Genomic DNA, 17469 nt, shown 5'->3' with positions numbered 1-17469 from the left:
TGTCCCGCCGAGCTCCTGCCGCCGCAGTACCAGCCGGGGCGGGCGACGGTGCGCGCGTCGGCCGGCACCTGGACCCTGCAGAGCACGTTGCAACGCCACGGCCTCGGCCCCGTCGCGGGGGTCGACGAGGCCGGGCGCGGGGCGTGCGCCGGACCGCTCGTCGTCGCCGCGTGCGTGCTGCGGTCGGGGGACGCCAAGCGGCTCGAGGGCCTGACCGACTCCAAGCTGCTCACGCCCGCGATGCGCGAGGAGTTCTACTCCCGCATCGTCCGCCGGGCGGAGGACTTCGCCGTCATCGTCATCCCGCCCGCCGAGGTGGACCGCCGCGGTGTGCACATCGCCAACATCGAGGGCATGCGCCGCGCGGTCGCCGGCCTGGCGAACCCGCCCGGGTACGTCCTCACGGACGGCTTCCCGGTGCGCGGCTTCGGCCGGCCGAGCCTCGCCGTGCCCAAGGGCGACCTGACGTCGGCGTGCGTGGCGGCCGCGTCCGTGCTGGCCAAGGTGACCAGGGACCGGATCATGGTCGAGCTCGACGCGAAGTACCCGGAGTACCGGTTCGGCGAGCACAAGGGCTACTGCACGCCGGTGCACGACGCCGCGCTCGGTGAGCACGGCCCCTGCCCCGACCACCGCTTCTCCTTCGTGAACGTCGCGTCGGTGGCCCGTGTCGGCGCACGCCGCGCGGTGGTCCAGAATGGGGCGGCCGTGGAGGTCCCCGACGACGGGCCGTTCGTCGGGGAGCCGGAGATCGCTGCAGGGGGAGTCGAGTCGTGAGCGCCGAGGATCTCGAGAAGTACGAGACCGAGATGGAGCTCACGCTCTACAAGGAGTACCGCGACATCGTGTCGCAGTTCTCCTACGTCGTGGAGACCGAGCGCCGCTTCTACCTGGCCAACTCGGTCGACGTCGCCCCGCGCAACGCGGACGGCGAGGTCTACTTCGAGGTCCGGATGTCCGACGCGTGGGTGTGGGACATGTACCGGCCCGCGCGGTTCGTGAAGAACGTCCGGGTGCTCACGTTCAAGGACGTGAACATCGAGGAGCTCGACAAGCCGGACCTGCGGCTGCCCGAGAGCGACACGTTCGGCCAATAGCACGCGCCCCCGACACCGGCGGCCGTCCGAACGCGCCGGCGGGGGAGTTGTCCACCGTTTCCGGCTCGTGTGGACGGATTTCGCGGTTCCCGCCCGGATGTCGCCCGGACCGGCGATCGTGGCGGCATGGCAGCGAAGGACGAGCTCGGGCGCCGGGGTGAGGACCTCGCGGTCCGCTACCTCACCGACCACGGGCTGGTGGTGCTGGACCGCAACTGGCGGTGCCGGGACGGCGAGATCGACGTGGTCGGCACCGAACCGATCACGGAGGGCGGGCGGCGCGCGCGACTGGTCGTCGCGGAGATCAAGACGCGGTCCGGCACCCGGTACGGGGAGCCCGCCGAGGCGGTCGACGGCCGGAAGGCCCAGCGGATCCGCCGGGTCACCAAGGCGTGGCTGGCGACCCACCAGGTGCCCTGGGTGGAGATCCGCTTCGACGTGGTCGCGGTCCTGATGCGACCCGGTCGCCCGGTCACGCTCCAGCACTACCGGGCGGCGTTCTGATGGCGGGGCTCGCGCGCGGCTGGTCGGTCGCACTGCACGGGGTCGAGGGTGTGCCGATCGAGATCGAGGCCCTGGTCGGCGGCGGGATCCCCGGGGTGCAGATCGTCGGGCTGCCCGATGCGGCGCTGCAGGAGTCCGTGCACCGCATGCGTTCGGCGATCATGAGCGCCGGCAAGGAGTGGCCGTCGGTGCGGATCCTGCTGGCGCTCTCGCCGGCGACCCTGCGCAAGGCGGGCTCCCGGTTCGATCTCGCGCTGGCGGTGTCCGTCCTCGCCGGTGCCGGCCTGGTCGACCGGGAGCGGGTGGCGCAGACGGTCCTGCTCGGCGAGCTGGCGCTCGACGGGCGGGTGCGGCCGGTCCGCGGGGTGCTCCCGAGCGTGCTCGCGGCGCGCGACGCGGGCCTGCGCCGGATCGTCGTGCCGGTCGCGACGCTGGCGGAGGCCGGCCTGGTCGACGGTGTCGAGGTCTTCGGCGCCGAGACGCTCCCGCAGGTGCTCGGATGGTTCGCCGGGGAGCAGGTGCTCGAGCGGCCGGGAGAGCTCCCGGCGGTGCACGCGACGAACGTGCCCGAGCTGGCGGACGTCGTCGGCCAGCCGGACGCCCGGCGCGCGCTCGAGGTCGCCGCCGCGGGCGGGCACCATCTGCTGCTGGTCGGGCCGCCGGGCACGGGCAAGACCATGCTGGCCCGCCGGATCGTCGGGCTGCTGCCGGCGCTCACCCGGGACCAGGCGCTGCAGCTCGCGTCCATCCGGTCCGTGGTCGGTGCGCTGCAGGGCGATCCACTCAGCACGGTCGCCCCGTTCGAGGCGCCGCACCACTCGTCGTCCATGGCGTCGCTGCTCGGCGGGGGGAGCGGGCTGGCCCGGCCGGGAGCGGTGTCGATGGCGCATCGCGGAGTCCTTTTCCTCGACGAGTGCGCCGAGTTCGCGCCGCACGTCCTCGACGCCCTGCGCACCCCGCTCGAGGAGGGCGAGGTCCGGCTCGCGCGGACGGAGGGGACCGTGCGCTATCCGGCGCGGTTCCAGCTGGTGCTGGCCGCGAACCCGTGCCCCTGCGCACCGACCCGGGACCAGGACTGCGTGTGCAAGTCGCTGGAGCGCCGCCGCTACCTCGGGCGGCTCTCGGGGCCGCTGCTCGACCGGGTCGACCTGCGGGCCCGGATGGCGCCGGTGACCGGGTTCGGCGACCCGGGCGGCGAGGCGGCCGAGTCCACGCAGACCGTGCGGGCCCGGGTCATCGCGGCCCGGGAGGCGGCCGGGGCGCGCTGGGCGGAGCACGGGTGGCGGACCAACGCCGAGGTCCCCGGCCCGGCCCTGCGGGCGGAGTTCGCCCTGCCACGGGCTGTCGTCCGGCCGTTGGAGCAGCGGATGCGCGCCGGGGAGCTCTCGGCCCGTGGAGCCGATCGCGCTCTGCGGGTCGCGTGGACCCTGGCGGATCTGTCTGGGTCGGACCGGCCCCACCGCGAGGACGTCGACAACGCCCTCTTCTTCCGTGAGCGGGGTGCGGCATGAGCAGCTCCGTGAGGACGGCGGGGGTGGCCGTCGACGAGGAGATCCTGCGGGCGCGGGCCTACCTGCTCCGGGTGGCGGAACCGCCGGCCCCGCAGACCGGGCGGTTCGTGGACCGGGTGGGCGCGGTGGCGGCCGCGGAGGCGATCCGGCGGGGGGACGTGTCGCGGGAGGTGGCGAAGGAGACCTCGGCCCGCCGCAAGAACGATCATGCCGAGGCCGATCTCGCCGCCGCGGCCGCCGCCGGGGCGCGGCTGCTCGTCCCGGAGGACCCGAGCTGGCCGCACTGGCCGTTCGCCTGCTTCGCGCTCGCGGCGAGCGACGAGCTGGTGTCGCCACTGGGTCTGTGGGTGCGCGGGCCGGGATCCCTCGCGGAGCTCACCGAGCGGGCCGTGGCCGTGGTCGGCGCCCGCAACGCGACCGGGTACGGCATGCACGTCGCCTCGGACCTCGGACGGGCACTCGCGTCGGCCGGGCAGACCGTGGTGTCCGGCGCGGCGATCGGCATCGACGGTGCGGCGCACCGAGGAGCCCTCTCCGTCGGCGGACCCACGATCGCCGTGCTGGCCTGCGGGCCGGACCGGGTCTACCCGGCCTCGCACTCGGCGATGATCGAGCGCATCGCGGCGACCGGGCTGGTGGTGTCGGAGTACCCGCCCGGCGCGGTGCCCGCCCGCCATCGCTTCCTCGTGCGGAACCGGCTGATCGCGGCGCTGGCCGCCGGGACCGTCGTCGTCGAGGCGGCCCTGCGCAGCGGCGCCCAGCGCACGGCGTCCGACGCGCGGGCCCTCGGCACCGTCCTGATGGCGGTACCGGGTCCGGTGACCTCGGCGGCCTCCGCGGGATGCCACGAGCTGCTGCGCCGGGACGCATTGCTGGTGAGCAGCGCCGCGGAGGTCACGGAGGCCACCGGACGGCTGGGCATCGACCTGGCCGCGCCCCTGCCACGACCCGAGCGGCCCACGGACGGCCTCGACGAGCAGCAGCGGCTGGTCCACGACGCGCTGCCGCCGCGGGCGGCACGGGACGTCGGCTGGCTGGCGGTGGAGTCGGGCCTCGGCACGGACGCGGTGCGGGCCGCGCTGGTCGAGCTGGAGCGGCGGAGCCTCGCGCTGCACCAGGAGGGGCGGTGGCAGCGGGTCACCGAGCCCCCGTCGGACTGAGCGGCAGGCGGTGGGCCTCTCCAGCCGGACCGGCTGGGCGGGGCCGCCGATGCCCACCAGCACTCGACACCGGACCACCAGCGCCCGGCAGCACCCGTTCGCCCCGGCAGCACTCGGCGGGCACCGAGCGGCGGACGCCCGGCGCGGCACGCTTGACCTCCGGGGCCGGACGCCGCACCGTCCGGCCATGGCCTCCCGACAGCAGCAGCCCTCCGACGCGCCTGCCGACGAGGTCGTCGAGGCGGTCGAGCGGTTCCTGCGGCACCTCGAGCTGGAGCGGGGGCGCTCGGCGAACACACTGCGGGCCTACCGGTCGGACCTGCACGGGATGCTGGCCGGGCTCGGCTCGCTCGCCGACCTCGACCTCGCCCACCTCCGAGGCCGGCTCGGGGAGGCGCACGCCGCCGGCATCGGGCGGGCGACGCTGGCCCGCCGGGCCGCGGCCGCCCGGACCTTCACGGCGTGGGCCGCGCGACTCGGCCTGCTCGCCTCGGACCCGGGCGCCCGGCTGAGCTCGCCGCGCGCGCAGAACGCCCTGCCCGAGGTGCTGAGGGAGGACCAGGTGGCGGCGGTCCTCGAGGCCGCGGGATCGGGCGCGGCCGAGGAGCATCCCGAGGCCCTCCGGGACCTCGCCCTGCTCGAGCTGCTGTACGCCACCGGCGTGCGCGTCGGCGAGGCCTGCGGTGCGGACGTGGACGACGTCGACGACGGCCGCCGCACCCTGCGGGTGCTCGGGAAGGGGGATCGGGAGCGGACGGTGGTGTTCGGCGGCCCTGCGGCCGCGGCGCTTCGGCGGTGGCGGGAGCGCGGTCGTCCGGCGCTCGCCCGCCCCGGCTCGCCGCCCGCGCTGTTCCTGGGGGTGAAGGGCGGGCGCCTCGATCCGCGGGTGGCTCGCACGATCGTGCACCGGGCGGTCTCGGCGATCCCGGGCGCGCCGGACATCGGTCCACACGGCTTCCGGCACGCGGCGGCGACCCATCTCCTCGACGGCGGCGCGGACCTTCGTTACGTACAGGAGTTGCTCGGTCACGCTACGCTGTCAACCACTCAGCTCTACACGCATGTGACAGTCGACCGTCTGAAGGTGGTCCATGACCAGGCTCATCCCCGGGCGTGATGCCCTGGCCGACGAGTCTGCCCAGGTCACGGCGCCGAGGGACCTCGCCGGGGCGCTCGCACTGGCCCTGTCCGGCACCCGGTGCACCGAGCGCAGGGTGCCACTGCGGGCCCTCCCGGCGATCGACGGGGGTCCCACCGGCGACGGGCAGTCGCCGGCGGCGAACCTCGGCGGCCCGGTCACGGCGTCCGAGCACGTCGCCCTGGTCTCCCCGCTCCGCCCCGACACGCCCGACCGCCCCGCGGTTCGCCCGATCGGGTCCGCCGGTTCCGGTGACACCCGGCCGGGCGCCCACGCCGGCACGCGGGCCCCCGCCGGCCCGGCCGACTCGGTCCCGATCGGCGCTGTCCCGGTCGACGCCGCTCGGGTCGACTGTGTCCCGATCGGCGCTGTCCCGCTCGATTCCGTCCCGATGGGCGCCGTCCCGATGGGCGCCGTCCCGATGGGCGCCGTCCCGATGGGCGCCGTCCCGATGGGCGCCGTCCCGATGGGCGCCGTCCCGATGGGCGCCGTCCCGATGGGCGCTGTCCCGCTCGATTCCGTCTCGATGGGCGCGGTCCGAAGTGCCGAGGCCCTGCCGGCCCGAGATGCGGGGGGCGACGCTCCGGCCGCCCACATCACCTCGACGTTGTGGACGGACTATCTCGCCGGTCGCACGGTCCCGGCCCGGGACCGGCTGGTGCTGCACTACCGCGCGCTCGTCCGTGCGGTGGCCGGCCGGATGGCCGGTGGCCTGCCCGTGCACGTCGATGCGGCCGACCTGGTGCAGGTGGGGACGTTCGGCCTGATCGACGCCGTCGAGCGTTTCGAGCCCGCCCATGAGGTCCGCTTCGAGAGCTTCGCGGCCCAGCGGATCCGCGGGGCGATGCTCGACGAGCTCCGCGCCCAGGACTGGGTGCCCCGCACCGTCCGGGCCCGTCGCCGCGAGATCGATCGGATGCGGGAGCGCCTCGAGGTGCGGCTCGGCCGTTCGGCCGCGGACGAGGAGCTCGCCGCCGAGCTGGGCATCGGCCTCCGCGAGCTCCGGGCCGCCGCGCAGCACCGGCAGCTCGTGAGCACCGAGGGCTGGGAGGAGGCCCGCTCCGCCGGCGCCGCACCGGCCACCGGCCTCGCCGACCTGATCGCGGACGACGGTGCCCCCGACCCCGTCGAGCGGGTCGAGCACCAGGAGACAGTGCGGGAGCTGGTCGTCGCCGTCGGGACGCTGGGGGAGCGGGACCGGGAGGTCGTGCGCCTCTACTACCTGGAGAACCTCACCCTCGCCGAGATCGGGGGCCGGCTGGGGGTCACCGAGTCCCGGGTGTGCCAGCTGCACGCCCGCCTGGTCAGCCGGCTGCGGACCCGGCTGGGCGAGTTCGAGGCGGGCTGAGGCCCGCCCACGAGCCGCGTCCCCCCGGCGGCCGCGACGCTGTGGGGGCAGGGCAGCGCGCCGGGCCGGGCCTCGGCCGACCGACCCTGGTCGGACTGGCGGTGCTCGGACTGGTGGTGGTCGGACCGGTGGTGGTCGGACTGGTGGTGGTCGGACCGGTGGTGGTCGGACCGGTGGTGGTCGGACAGGCCGCGATCGGACCGGCGGTGGTCGGACTGGCGGCGGTCGGACAGGCCGCGATCGGACCGGCGGTGGTCGGACTGGTGGTGGTCGGACAGGCCGCGATCGGACCGGCGGTGGTCGGACCGGCCGTGGTCATGCAGGCCACGGGTCCGGCAGTGGGAGCAGCCGTACGTGGCGCGGGCGGAGCAGGACGAGCGGGTCGTAGTACTCGGCATCCGCGCCGCTCGCCCGCCGCACCCCCCAGTGCAGGCAGGCGGCGGCCGGGCAGCCCGGATGGCCCTCCTCCAGAGTGCCGACCGGGTCCCCGCGCCGCACCCGCACCCCGACCGCGACGGTGCCCGCGACCGGCTCGTAGGTGGTGCGCAGCCCGTCGGCGTGCTCGACCGACACCACGCCGCGTCCGGCCACGGGCCCGGCGAACACCACGATCCCGTCCCGCGCGGCCAGGACGGCCTGCCCAGGGGTCCCGGCGAGGTCGGCACCCCGGTGCCCGCGCCCGTAGAAGAACGGCGGCCGGTCGAACGCCCTGGCGACCTGGGGCACGGGGGAGAGCGGCCAGCCGTAGTCCGCCCCGGGAACCGGCACCACCGGCACCGCAGCCCCGAGCTCCGGCCCCTCCGGCAGGACCGCCTGCCGTCCCGCCGCCCCAGTCCCGATCGCCGGAGGAGCCGCCGATGCAGGACGCACGGCAGCAGGAGGCACGGCCGTCGGAGGCACGGCAGCAGGAGGCACGGCCGTCGGAGGCACGGCAGTAGGAGGCACGGCCGTCGGAGGCACGGCAGTAGGAGGCACGGCCGTCGGAGGCACGGCAGTAGGAGGCACGGCCGTCGGAGGCACGGCAGCAGGAGGCACGGCCGTCGGAGGCACGGCAGCAGGAGGCACGGCCGTCGGAGGCACGGCAGCAGGAGGCACGGCCGTCGGAGGCACGGCAGCAGGTGCCGCCGCTGCAGGAGCCGCCGCGGTCGACAACTCCGCCGCAGCCACCCCGGGAAGCCCGGAGACGCCGTCGAGCACCCCGGACCCCGTCGCCGCCGCGACGACCGCCACGGCCACCACAGCCCGACTGACAGCCCGACTGACAGCCCGACTGACAGCCGGACTGACAGCCCGACCCACAGCCGGACTGACAGCCCGACCCACCACCCGCCGTGCCGCCCCATCCCGCCGTCGCATGCCGTCACCCTGCCCCCGACCTGGGGATCCCGCGGCCGACGGCACGAATCCACCCACAGGTGCCCGATCCTGTGGACAACCTGCCCGCGCAGGGCCGTGCCGGTGACGACGGTCGGAGGCCCCGGCGTACACTCGACACCGCGCCTCGGCAAGTCCGAGGTGACTTCGCGCGCTCGCGTGCCTCCGGCTTCCGGGGGCGACGGTGACCGGGCGGTCCCGCATCCGAGCCGAGGGGCGAGGGAGCGGGTCCGGGAACCGACGCGGCGCCAGAGCGGATCCTCCACCGGGGGTTCCGCGACAACCGCCCCGTGCGAGACGTACCCACGTTCCGCGCACGACCGAGAGGTGAACACCGGCCATGGCCGTCGTCACCATGAAGCAGCTGCTCGACAGCGGCGTGCACTTCGGGCACCAGACAAGGCGCTGGAACCCGAAGATGAAGCGCTACATCCTCACCGAGCGCAACGGCATCTACATCATCGACCTGCAGCAGACGCTGTCGTACATCGACCGGGCCTACGAGTTCGTGCGCGAGACCGTCGCGCACGGCGGCACGATCATGTTCGTCGGCACCAAGAAGCAGGCGCAGGAGGCCATCGCCGAGGAGGCGGGCCGGGTCAACATGCCGTACGTCAACCAGCGCTGGCTGGGCGGCATGCTCACCAACTTCCAGACCGTGCACAAGCGCCTCCAGCGCCTCAAGGAGCTGGAGTCGATGGAGCAGACGGGGGGCTTCGAGGGTCGCACCAAGAAGGAGATCCTCATGCTCACCCGTGAGAAGGACAAGCTCGAGAAGACCCTCGGCGGTATTCGCGACATGTCCAAGGTGCCCAGCGCGGTCTGGATCGTGGACACCAAGAAGGAGCACATCGCCGTCGGCGAGGCCCGGAAGCTCAACATCCCGGTCGTCTCCATCCTGGACACCAACTGCGACCCCGACGAGGTCGACTTCCCGATCCCGGGCAACGACGACGCGATCCGTTCCGCGGCGCTGCTCACCAAGGTGATCGCGAAGGCGGCGGCCGACGGCCTGCTCGCCCGCTCCGGTGGCAACCGGAACGACAGCGAGAAGGCGGGCGGGGCCGAGGAGCCGCTGGCCGAGTGGGAGCAGGAGCTCCTCACCGGCGGTGGATCGGACGGCGCGAGCCTCCCCACCGAGACCGCCGCGACCGCTGCGGCGGCCGAGCCGGCCGCCGAGGCCCCCGCCGAGACCCCGGCCGCCCCGGCGACCACGAGCAACGGCACCCAGCAGACCGCAGGCTGATCCGCTCCCGGCGGCCGGGCATCTCCGCCCGGCCGCCGGGGCCGGTCCTGCGTGACTCCCACCCGCTAGAACCCGCGTACTCCACCGCGAAGGACGAGAAGACACCGAGATGGCGAACTACACCGCCGCCGACGTCAAGCGGCTCCGTGAGCTCACCGGCTCCGGGATGATGGACTGCAAGAAGGCGCTCGAGGAGTCCGAGGGCGACTTCGACAAGGCTGTCGAGCTGCTCCGCATCAAGGGTGCGAAGGACGTGGGCAAGCGCGCCGAGCGCTCCACCTCCAACGGCCTGGTCGTCGCCGAGGGCGGCACCATGGTCGAGCTGAACTGCGAGACGGACTTCGTCGCGAAGAGCGACGACTTCATCTCCCTCGCCACCAAGATCCTGGCGGTCGCGGTCGAGCAGAAGCCCGCCGACGTCGAGGCGCTGGCCAAGGCCCCGCTCGACGGCGCCACCGTGGCGGACGCGGTCCAGGCCCTGTCGGCCCGGATCGGCGAGAAGCTCGAGCTCAAGCGCTACATCCACGTCGACGGCCCGGTCGCGGTCTACCTGCACCGGCGCGCGTCCGACCTGCCGCCGGCCATCGGCGCGCTCGTCGCGTACGAGGGTGAGGACGCCGACGCGGCCCGCAACGTGGCGATGCACATCGCCGCCGCGCGCCCGCAGTTCACCACCCGGGACCAGGTCCCGGCCGAGGTGATCGAGAACGAGAAGCGCATCGCCGAGGCCACCGCCCGCGAGGAGGGCAAGCCCGAGAAGATCCTGGACCGGATCGTCGAGGGCCGGATCACCGGCTTCTACAAGGACGTCGTCCTGCTGGAGCAGGCGTCCGTGCTGGACTCGAAGAAGAGCGTCAAGGCGCTCCTCGACGAGGCCGGCGTGACGGTGAAGGACTTCGTGCGCTTCGAGGTCGGCCAGAACTGACCGGACCGGGCGCGCGAGCGCCCGACCGGCGAGGAGTGTGATGAGCGACCTGGGGATCGACGCCGACGGCCAACCCCGCGGACCGTTCCGCCGCGTGCTGTTGAAGCTCGGTGGCGAGATGTTCGGCGGTGGTGGGCTCGGCGTCGATCCCAAGGTCGTGGAGACCGTGTCGCGGCAGGTCGCGGAGGTCGTCAGCAGTGGCGCCCAGATCGCGATCGTCATCGGCGGCGGCAACTTCTTCCGCGGCAGCGAGCTGCAGCAGCGGGGAATGGACCGTTCCCGGGCCGACTACATGGGCATGCTGGCCACGGTCATGAACTGCCTCGCGCTGCAGGACTTCCTGGAGCGCGAGCACCATCTCGACACCCGCGTGCAGACGGCGATCACGATGGGCCAGGTCGCCGAGGCGTACATCCCGCGGCGCGCCATCCGGCACCTCGAGAAGGGCCGCGTGGTGATCTTCGGCGCGGGCGTCGGGATGCCGTTCTTCTCCACGGACACCGCCGGTGCACAGCGGGCCCTGGAGATCGGCTGCGAGGCGCTGCTGCTGGCCAAGGGCGTCGACGGGGTGTACACCGCCGACCCCAAGACGGACCCGACGGCCGAGATGTTCCACGAGATCACCCACCGCGAGGTGCTCGAGCAGGGGCTGAAGGTCGCGGACGCCACGGCGTTCAGCCTGTGCATGGACAACAAGATGCCGATCATCGTGTTCAACCTCCTCACGGAGGGGAACATCGCTCGCGCGGTCCGTGGTGAGAGGATCGGCACGCTGGTCAGCACACCCGAGATCTGAGTACGAGCCAGGGGAGCAGCCGTGATCGACGAAACCCTCTTCGACGCCGAGGAGAAGATGGAGAAGGCCGTCGACGTCGCGAAGGACGACATGGCCGGTGTGCGCACCGGCCGGGCGACCCCCTCGATGTTCTCGAAGGTCGTCGTCGACTACTACGGCGCCATCACCCCGCTCAACCAGCTGGCCTCGGTGTCCGTGCCCGAGGCCCGCATGGCCGTCATCAAGCCGTACGACGCGAGCTCGCTCAAGGCGATGGAGACGGCCATCCGGAACTCGGACCTGGGCCTGAACCCGAGCAACGACGGGCAGATCATCCGGTGCGTCATCCCGCAGCTGTCCGAGGAGCGCCGCCGCGAGATGGTCAAGGTCGCCCGCGGCAAGGGTGAGGACGCGCGGGTGACCATCCGCAACCTCCGCCGCAAGGCGATGGACGAGCTGCACCGCATCGTCAAGGAGGGCGAGGCCGGCGAGGACGAGGTGGCCCGCGCCGAGAAAGAGCTGCAGAGCACCACCGACAAGTACGTCGCGCAGGTCGACGAGCTCGTCAAGCACAAGGAAGCCGAGCTCCTCGAGGTCTGAATGACCACCTCCCACAGCGCTGACCACGACGCTGACCACGACGCCGCCGACCATGCGTCGGACCACGTCGCCGAGCCGGGCGCCGACCAGGATGCGGGGCCCGTGCCCCCGGTGACGTCGGACCTCCCGGGTTCCGGCCTGCCCGGCACCCCCGCGGCGCCGCCGTCGCGCTCGGCCCGGCTCGGCCGCAATCTCGTCGCGGCCATCGCTGTCGGGGTGTCGCTGGGGGTGGTCATCCTCGCGTCGCTGCTGTTCCAGCGGCAGGCGTTCACGATCGTGCTCGCCGCCGCGGCCGCCGTCGGCACCTGGGAGCTGGCGGGTGCGCTGCGCCGCTCGGCCGGCATCGAGGTCCCGCTGCCGGTGCTGCTGGTCGGCGGGCAGGCGATGGTGTGGCTGGCCTGGCCGTTCGGGTTGCAGGGTTCCGCCGTCGCGTTCGCGACCACGGTGCTGGTGTCCCTGTTGTACCGGATGCGGCTCGGTGCCGAGAACTTCCTGCGGGACGTCGGCGCGGGCATCTTCACCGCCGCCTACGTGCCGTTCTTCGTCTCCTTCGCCGTGCTCCTGGTCATGCCGGAGGACGGCGTCGGCCGCGTGCTCACCTACATGATCTGCGTGGTGGCGTCGGACGTCGGCGGCTACGCGGCGGGCGTACTCGCCGGCCGGCACCCGATGGCGCCGACGATCAGTCCCAAGAAGTCCTGGGAGGGCTTCGCCGGCTCGGTCGTCGCCGGGGCCGTCGCCGGCGCGCTGTCGGTCCGCCTGATGCTCGACGGGCAGTGGTGGCTGGGGGCGATCCTGGGCGTGGTGCTCGTGATCACCGCGACCCTGGGCGACCTCACCGAGTCGCTGATCAAGCGGGACCTCGGCATCAAGGACATGGGCACGCTGCTGCCGGGTCACGGCGGCCTGATGGACCGCATGGACTCGCTGCTCCCCGCCGCGTTCGTGTCGTGGGCGCTGCTCAGCGCCTTCGTTCCCACCTGACGTCGATGCGGTACAAGGGTTTCGGCGGCCAGCTGAAGACCGGGCCCGCCATCCCCAGCCCGAACATCTGGCACTGGCCCGAGGTCTACGAGCGGGAGAACCTCGCCCAGGACGCGGACGGCGTGCTGTGGGCGGCGCTGCGCGCGGCGGCCCCGTGGGCGGGTCTGGACGTCGTGGACGTCGGCTGTGGGGACGGGTTCCACCTGCCCCGGTTCGCCGAGGAGGCCCGGTCGGTCGTCGGCGTCGAACCGCATCCGCCCCTGGTCACCCGGGCGCAGGCGCGCGGCGTCGAGGTGCGGCGCGGGGGCGCCGAGGCCCTCCCGCTCCCTGACGCGAGCGCGGACGTGGTCCACGCCCGGACCGCCTACTTCTTCGGTGAGGGCTGCGAGCCCGGTCTGGCCGAGGCGGAGCGGGTGCTGCGGCCCGGCGGTGTCCTCGCGATCGTCGATCTCGACTTCACCGTGCCGCCCTACGGGGACTGGCTGCGCGCCGACCTCCCGCGCTACGACCCGGCCGCGGTGGAGCGCTTCTTCGCCCGCCACGGCTTCACCCAGCAGCGCGTGATCTCCACCTGGCGCTTCCCGGACCGCGCGACCCTCGACGCCGTGCTGCGCATCGAGTTCGCGCCCGCCACCGCGGAACGCGCGATCGCCGGGACCACCGGCCTGTCGCTGCCCGTCGGCTACCGGCTCCACACCCGTCGCCGGCCCTCGGGGATCCTCACGCGCTGACCGTGTACTGCTCCAGCAGCGCGGTGAGCAGCAGCCGGTCCGTGCGCACCGGCCCGTCCCCGGGTTCGAGCCAGGCCTGCAGCCGGGCGCCCTCGACCAGCGCCAACGCCGCGCTGGCGAGCTCGTCCGGGGAGGTCGTGAGCCGCCGCCCGGCCCGCTGTGCCGCCTGGGCGATCAGCGCGCCGACCCGCTCCCGCAGCCGGGCCCGCCGGGCGGCGACCTCCCCGGCCGCCGCCGGGGTGCGCAGCGCGTGCAGCGCGATCTCGGTCTGCATCACCAGCCATCGGCGGTCGGCGAGGTGCGCGGTCAGCAGATCGTCGACGACGTCCGTCAGGGTCCCGACGGCCGCGGGCCCGGTGAGCCGGGCCAGCGCCTCCTCCAGCGCGGCGAGGACCGCGGCGGACCGCTGCTCGTAGAGGGTGAGCAGCAGCTCGTCCAGGCTGGAGAAGTTCGAGTAGAACGCCCCGCGCGTGTAGCCGGCCGCCTCGCACACCTGCTCGACGCTGGTCGCGCCCACGCCGCGGTCGACGAAGACGTCGAGCGCGGCCAGGAGCAGGCGGGCGCGCGTCTCGGCGCGGCGCCGGGTGACGCGGGGACCGGGGTGGGGAGCGGACATGTGACCTCCTGAACAGCACGATACACCCTTGCATCGAGTACAGTTGTGTATCGAATACACGAGCGTATCGAGAAGGTGACCGTCATGACCCGGACCATCGGACGGACCGCGGGGCTGCTCCTCGCCGTCCTGGGGCTCCAGCTGGGATTCGTGCTGAGCTACGTGGGCGCGTTCCACGCACCCGCACCCGACCGCGTGTCCGTCGAGGTGGTGGCGCCCGCCGCCGTCGCGCAGCAGCTGGACGCCCTGCCCGGGGCCCCGCTGGCGGCCACCGCGGCCGACGAGGCGGGCGCCCGCGCGGACCTGGCCGCGGACCGCACCAGCGGCGTCCTGCTCGTCGATCCGGCCGGCACCCGTGACACCCTGCTCGTCGCCGGGGCCGGCGGAGGGTCGCTGTCGAGCGCCGCCGAGTCGGTCGTCACGCAGGCCGAGGCCGCCCGGGGCCGCACCGTCTCGGTGCAGGACGTCGTCCCGGTCCAGTCCGGCGACGCCCGCGGACTCAGCGGGTTCTACCTGGTCACGGGCTGGATCGTCGGTGGCTACCTGCTCGCGGCCCTCCTCGGCCTGACCGGCGCGAAGCGCCCCGGACTGCGCACGATCGTCGGGCGCCTGGGTGTCGCGCTGGGGTTCTCGGTGCTCGGCGGGCTCGGTGGCGCCCTGGTCGCCGGCCCGGTGCTCGGCGCCCTGACCGGCCACGTCGTGGGTCTCTGGGCCCTCGGCACCGCCCTGACCTTCGCGGCCGCGGCCGTGACCGTCGCCCTCTCGGCGCTGCTCGGGGTGGTCGGGATCGGCGTGACGATCCTGCTCTTCGTGGTCCTCGGCAACCCCAGCGCGGGCGGCGCCTACCAGGCCGGCGTGCTGCCACCCTTCTGGAGCGGCCTCGGCGGGTGGCTCCCCAACGGCGCCGGTGTCGACGCCCTGCGCCGGATCGTCTACTTCGACGCCACGGGCCTCGGCTCCCCGCTCCTGGTGATCGCCGCCTGGATCGCCGGAGGCGTCGTCGTCGCCCTGGCCGGCACCTGGCTCCGCACCCGCCGCACGACCCACGGCCGCCACGAGGCCCCCACCCACCCCCGCGAGTCGGCACTCTCCGGAGCCTGAAACACACGACTGCGACGTCGTGAACGTGTTGTTCGGCCTCCCGATAGTGCCGACTCGCGGGACGGACGAGGCCGGCTCGCGGGAAGGGCAGGGGCTCAGCCCACGGTGAGCTGGTCTCCCGAGACGCTGACCTTCGTCGGGGTGAGGCCCTTCGTGGCCGGGCCGCTCTTGAGCGAGCCGTCCAGGCCGAAGCTGCTGCCGTGGCAGGGGCACACCAGCGTGGCACCCTGCACCCGGGAGACCTCGCAGCCCTGGTGGGGGCAGGTCGTCGAGTAGCCCTGGTAGGTGCCCGCGGTCGGCTGGGTGACCAGCACGCCCTGGTCGCTGAACACCGCCGCGCTGCCGACCGGGACCGCCGAGACGGGGCCGAGGACGGTGCCCGCCCCGGCCGGGGCGGGGGAGTCCGAGTCGGCGCTGCAGCCCGCGGCCACGAGCCCGATACCGACGGCCGCGGCGCCGACACCAGCCACCGCGGCCCTCCTGCTGAGGACGGGTCCGGCGGGAACGTGCTGGTCGGTCACGGGGAGCTCCAAGAAGTGTGGTGGACGATCAGCCTCCCAGCAGGGGCTTGAGACCCGTGTGTGGAGGGGTCGCTACCGTGGCCGTATGAGCCGAACCGTGCGGGCCCGCATCCCCGAACCGCGCGCCGGGATCCCGCTGCCGCAGCTGGAGATCCTGCTCGGCGGCGCGGCCTGGGTGGCCGGCGCGCTGGGTCTCGGCACGGGTGGCGGCACGCTGATCATGGCCCTGGGCCTGCTGGTCACCGGCTGGGCGTTCGTCTCGCTGCGGCGCCGCCACGGGCTCGGCGCGCGGCTCGACGGCCGGCTGCGCCTGCGCGTGTTCCGGCTGGGGATCGGTGTGCTCGTGGTGCTGGTCGCGCTCGGCATCGTGCTGCCCCTGATCGGGAACGGCTGGGGCGAGCTCACGGTCCCGCTCGGCGTCGCCGTCGTCGGCGCGGCGCTGTTCCCGCTCTCCACGACGCTGGGTGAGCGGTCCTTCGTCGCCGTCGGCGGGCTGCTCGTGGTCATCGGCGCGATCGGCGCCCTGCTGGCGCTGAACACCGCCGGCACCGCCACGCCGCTGGGTGTGGTCGGGTTCGGCAGCGCCGCGGTGCTGTGGGCGGCGGCGGCGCGCCGGCTCGGCGTGGTCGGCGAGCTCCGCGCGCGCGTCGGGCGGTAGGAGCGCACCCGCCCGCCGCGGACCTCGACCTGGCACAATCGGGGGGACATGTCTGCTGCTCCGCCCTCGCCCCTGCCCCTCGTCTTCGACGCGCCGGCGACGAAGACCCCGCCCCGCCACCTCGCCGACCTGGATCCCGCCGACCGCAAGGCGGTGGCCCAGGAGCTCGGCCTGCCCGGTTTCCGGGTGGACCAGCTCGCGCGGCACTACTTCGGCCGCCTCGACGCGGACGTCGAGGAGATGACCGATCTCCCCGCCGCGGCCCGCGAGCAGCTCGGCACCCTGCTCCCGCCGCTGGTCACGAGCGTGCGCGAGCAGGTGTGCGACGACGGGCAGACCCGCAAGACGCTCTGGAAGGGCCACGACGGCACGCTCGCCGAGATGGTGCTCATGGGCTATCCGGACCGGGCGACCGTCTGCATCTCGAGCCAGGCCGGCTGCGGGATGGCCTGCCCCTTCTGCGCCACCGGCCAGGGCGGCCTCGACCGCAACCTCTCCACGGCCGAGATCGTCGACCAGGTCCGCCAGGCCGCGAGGGCCGCCCGTGACGGGGCGCTCGGCCCGGACCGGCGGCTGTCCAACATCGTCTTCATGGGGATGGGCGAGCCGCTCGCGAACTACAAGCGGGTGGTGGCGGCGCTGCGCCGCATCACCGAGCCCGCCCCGAACGGTTTCGGCATCTCCGCGCGCGGCATCACGGTGAGCACCGTCGGGCTCGTGCCGGCGATCGACCGGCTCGCGCAGGAGGGCCTGCCGGTCACCCTGGCGATCTCCCTGCACACCCCGGACGACGAGCTGCGCGACACCCTGGTCCCCGTCAACAACCGTTGGAAGGTCGGGGAGGTGCTCGACGCCGGCCGCCGCTACGCGATGACGACCGGTCGCCGCGTCTCCATCGAGTACGCGCTGATCAGGGACGTCAACGACCAGCCGTGGCGCGCCGACCTGCTCGGCAAGGTCCTGCGGCAGCGGATCGGCACCAAGCGCGTGCACGTCAACCTGATCCCGCTCAACCCCACCCCGGGCAGCGAGTGGGACGCGAGCCCCAAGCCCGTCGAGCGCGAGTTCGTCCGCCGGGTCGAGGCCGCGGGCGTGTCCTGCACGGTCCGGGACACCCGCGGCCAGGAGATCGACGCCGCCTGCGGCCAGCTCGCCGCGGCGAGCCGCGAGAAATAACAGG

General features: G+C 74.1%; 19 protein-coding genes. 16 read left to right on the top strand and 3 right to left on the bottom strand.

Annotated features, from left to right (window positions below; all coding sequences use genetic code 11):
* Window positions 1–15: 15 nt before the first annotated feature.
* The 7 genes from ABD324_RS32025 to ABD324_RS31995 all read left to right on the top strand — a co-directional run bounded on the left by ABD324_RS32025 (window position 16) and on the right by ABD324_RS31995 (window position 6758).
* A complete protein-coding gene (locus ABD324_RS32025; protein WP_344426006.1) occupies window positions 16–777 on the top strand; it encodes a ribonuclease HII in 762 nt (253 codons plus the stop codon).
* Window positions 774–1097, top strand: coding sequence for a DUF2469 domain-containing protein (locus ABD324_RS32020; protein ID WP_344425802.1), 324 nt, complete (start codon window positions 774–776; stop codon window positions 1095–1097). The genes ABD324_RS32025 and ABD324_RS32020 overlap by 4 nt, the downstream gene beginning before the upstream one ends.
* A 126-nt stretch (window positions 1098–1223) precedes the next feature.
* Entirely contained in the window at window positions 1224–1601 is a 378-nt protein-coding gene (locus ABD324_RS32015; RefSeq protein WP_344425799.1) for a YraN family protein, read from the top strand.
* Window positions 1601–3112, top strand: a complete 1512-nt coding sequence (locus ABD324_RS32010; RefSeq protein WP_344425796.1) for a YifB family Mg chelatase-like AAA ATPase — start codon at window positions 1601–1603, stop codon at window positions 3110–3112. Before ABD324_RS32015 ends, ABD324_RS32010 begins: the two co-directional genes overlap by 1 nt.
* The gene (dprA, locus tag ABD324_RS32005; RefSeq protein WP_344425793.1) at window positions 3109–4272 is read left to right on the top strand and encodes a DNA-processing protein DprA; all 1164 of its coding nucleotides are present in this window, start codon (window positions 3109–3111) and stop codon (window positions 4270–4272) included. Before ABD324_RS32010 ends, dprA begins: the two co-directional genes overlap by 4 nt.
* Window positions 4273–4459: 187 nt before the next feature.
* On the top strand, window positions 4460–5389 hold the full coding sequence (locus ABD324_RS32000; RefSeq protein ID WP_344425790.1) for a tyrosine-type recombinase/integrase: 930 nt from the start codon (window positions 4460–4462) through the stop codon (window positions 5387–5389).
* Window positions 5364–6758 (top strand): FliA/WhiG family RNA polymerase sigma factor, encoded by a 1395-nt coding sequence (locus ABD324_RS31995; protein WP_344425787.1) that lies wholly within the window; start codon window positions 5364–5366, stop codon window positions 6756–6758. Before ABD324_RS32000 ends, ABD324_RS31995 begins: the two co-directional genes overlap by 26 nt.
* Window positions 6759–7073: 315 nt before the next feature.
* On the opposite strand, the gene ABD324_RS31990 is transcribed toward ABD324_RS31995, so the two are convergent.
* Window positions 7074–7526 carry a M23 family metallopeptidase gene (locus ABD324_RS31990; protein ID WP_425565950.1) on the bottom strand — a complete coding sequence of 151 codons (453 nt, stop codon included), beginning with the start codon at window positions 7524–7526 and terminating at the stop codon, window positions 7074–7076.
* A 946-nt stretch (window positions 7527–8472) separates the two neighbouring features.
* Between ABD324_RS31990 and rpsB the strand changes: the two genes are divergently transcribed.
* From rpsB to ABD324_RS31960, 6 genes are all read left to right on the top strand, one after another.
* The gene (gene rpsB / locus ABD324_RS31985) at window positions 8473–9378 is read left to right on the top strand and encodes a 30S ribosomal protein S2 (protein WP_344425784.1); all 906 of its coding nucleotides are present in this window, start codon (window positions 8473–8475) and stop codon (window positions 9376–9378) included.
* A 109-nt stretch (window positions 9379–9487) separates the two neighbouring features.
* Window positions 9488–10303 (top strand): translation elongation factor Ts, encoded by an 816-nt coding sequence (gene tsf / locus ABD324_RS31980; RefSeq protein ID WP_344425781.1) that lies wholly within the window; start codon window positions 9488–9490, stop codon window positions 10301–10303.
* A gap of 40 nt (window positions 10304–10343) precedes the next feature.
* The gene (gene pyrH / locus ABD324_RS31975; RefSeq protein ID WP_425565949.1) at window positions 10344–11099 is read left to right on the top strand and encodes a UMP kinase; all 756 of its coding nucleotides are present in this window, start codon (window positions 10344–10346) and stop codon (window positions 11097–11099) included.
* Between the two features lie 21 nt (window positions 11100–11120).
* Window positions 11121–11678, top strand: coding sequence for a ribosome recycling factor (gene frr, locus ABD324_RS31970; RefSeq protein ID WP_344425778.1), 558 nt, complete (start codon window positions 11121–11123; stop codon window positions 11676–11678).
* Window positions 11679–12662 (top strand): phosphatidate cytidylyltransferase, encoded by a 984-nt coding sequence (locus ABD324_RS31965; protein WP_344425775.1) that lies wholly within the window; start codon window positions 11679–11681, stop codon window positions 12660–12662.
* A 5-nt stretch (window positions 12663–12667) separates the two neighbouring features.
* Window positions 12668–13393, top strand: a complete 726-nt coding sequence (locus ABD324_RS31960) for a class I SAM-dependent methyltransferase (RefSeq protein ID WP_344425772.1) — start codon at window positions 12668–12670, stop codon at window positions 13391–13393.
* On the opposite strand, the gene ABD324_RS31955 is transcribed toward ABD324_RS31960, so the two are convergent.
* Window positions 13383–14009: a TetR/AcrR family transcriptional regulator gene (locus ABD324_RS31955; protein ID WP_344425769.1), complete on the bottom strand. Its 627-nt coding sequence runs from the start codon at window positions 14007–14009 to the stop codon at window positions 13383–13385. The genes ABD324_RS31960 and ABD324_RS31955 overlap by 11 nt on opposite strands.
* Before the next feature lie 84 nt (window positions 14010–14093).
* Here ABD324_RS31955 and ABD324_RS31950 point away from each other — a divergent pair, with 84 nt between their 5' ends.
* Window positions 14094–15110, top strand: coding sequence for a DUF3533 domain-containing protein (locus ABD324_RS31950; RefSeq protein ID WP_344425767.1), 1017 nt, complete (start codon window positions 14094–14096; stop codon window positions 15108–15110).
* Window positions 15111–15205: 95 nt separating this feature from the next.
* Here ABD324_RS31950 and ABD324_RS31945 read toward each other — a convergent pair whose 3' ends face one another.
* Window positions 15206–15580 carry a QcrA and Rieske domain-containing protein gene (locus tag ABD324_RS31945; protein ID WP_344425764.1) on the bottom strand — a complete coding sequence of 125 codons (375 nt, stop codon included), beginning with the start codon at window positions 15578–15580 and terminating at the stop codon, window positions 15206–15208.
* A gap of 136 nt (window positions 15581–15716) precedes the next feature.
* On the opposite strand from ABD324_RS31945, the gene ABD324_RS31940 reads away from it, so the two are divergent.
* Entirely contained in the window at window positions 15717–16289 is a 573-nt protein-coding gene (locus ABD324_RS31940) for a hypothetical protein (RefSeq protein WP_344425761.1), read from the top strand.
* A 48-nt stretch (window positions 16290–16337) separates the two neighbouring features.
* Window positions 16338–17465 (top strand): dual-specificity RNA methyltransferase RlmN, encoded by a 1128-nt coding sequence (gene rlmN, locus ABD324_RS31935; protein WP_344425759.1) that lies wholly within the window; start codon window positions 16338–16340, stop codon window positions 17463–17465.
* Window positions 17466–17469: the final 4 nt, after the last annotated feature.

This window comes from Pseudonocardia ailaonensis (genome assembly GCF_039531635.1).
GTDB classification, from domain to species: domain Bacteria; phylum Actinomycetota; class Actinomycetes; order Mycobacteriales; family Pseudonocardiaceae; genus Pseudonocardia; species Pseudonocardia ailaonensis.
The sequence above is the reverse complement of the archived record's forward strand: the minus strand, read 5'-3'. Positions and strand labels throughout refer to the sequence as shown.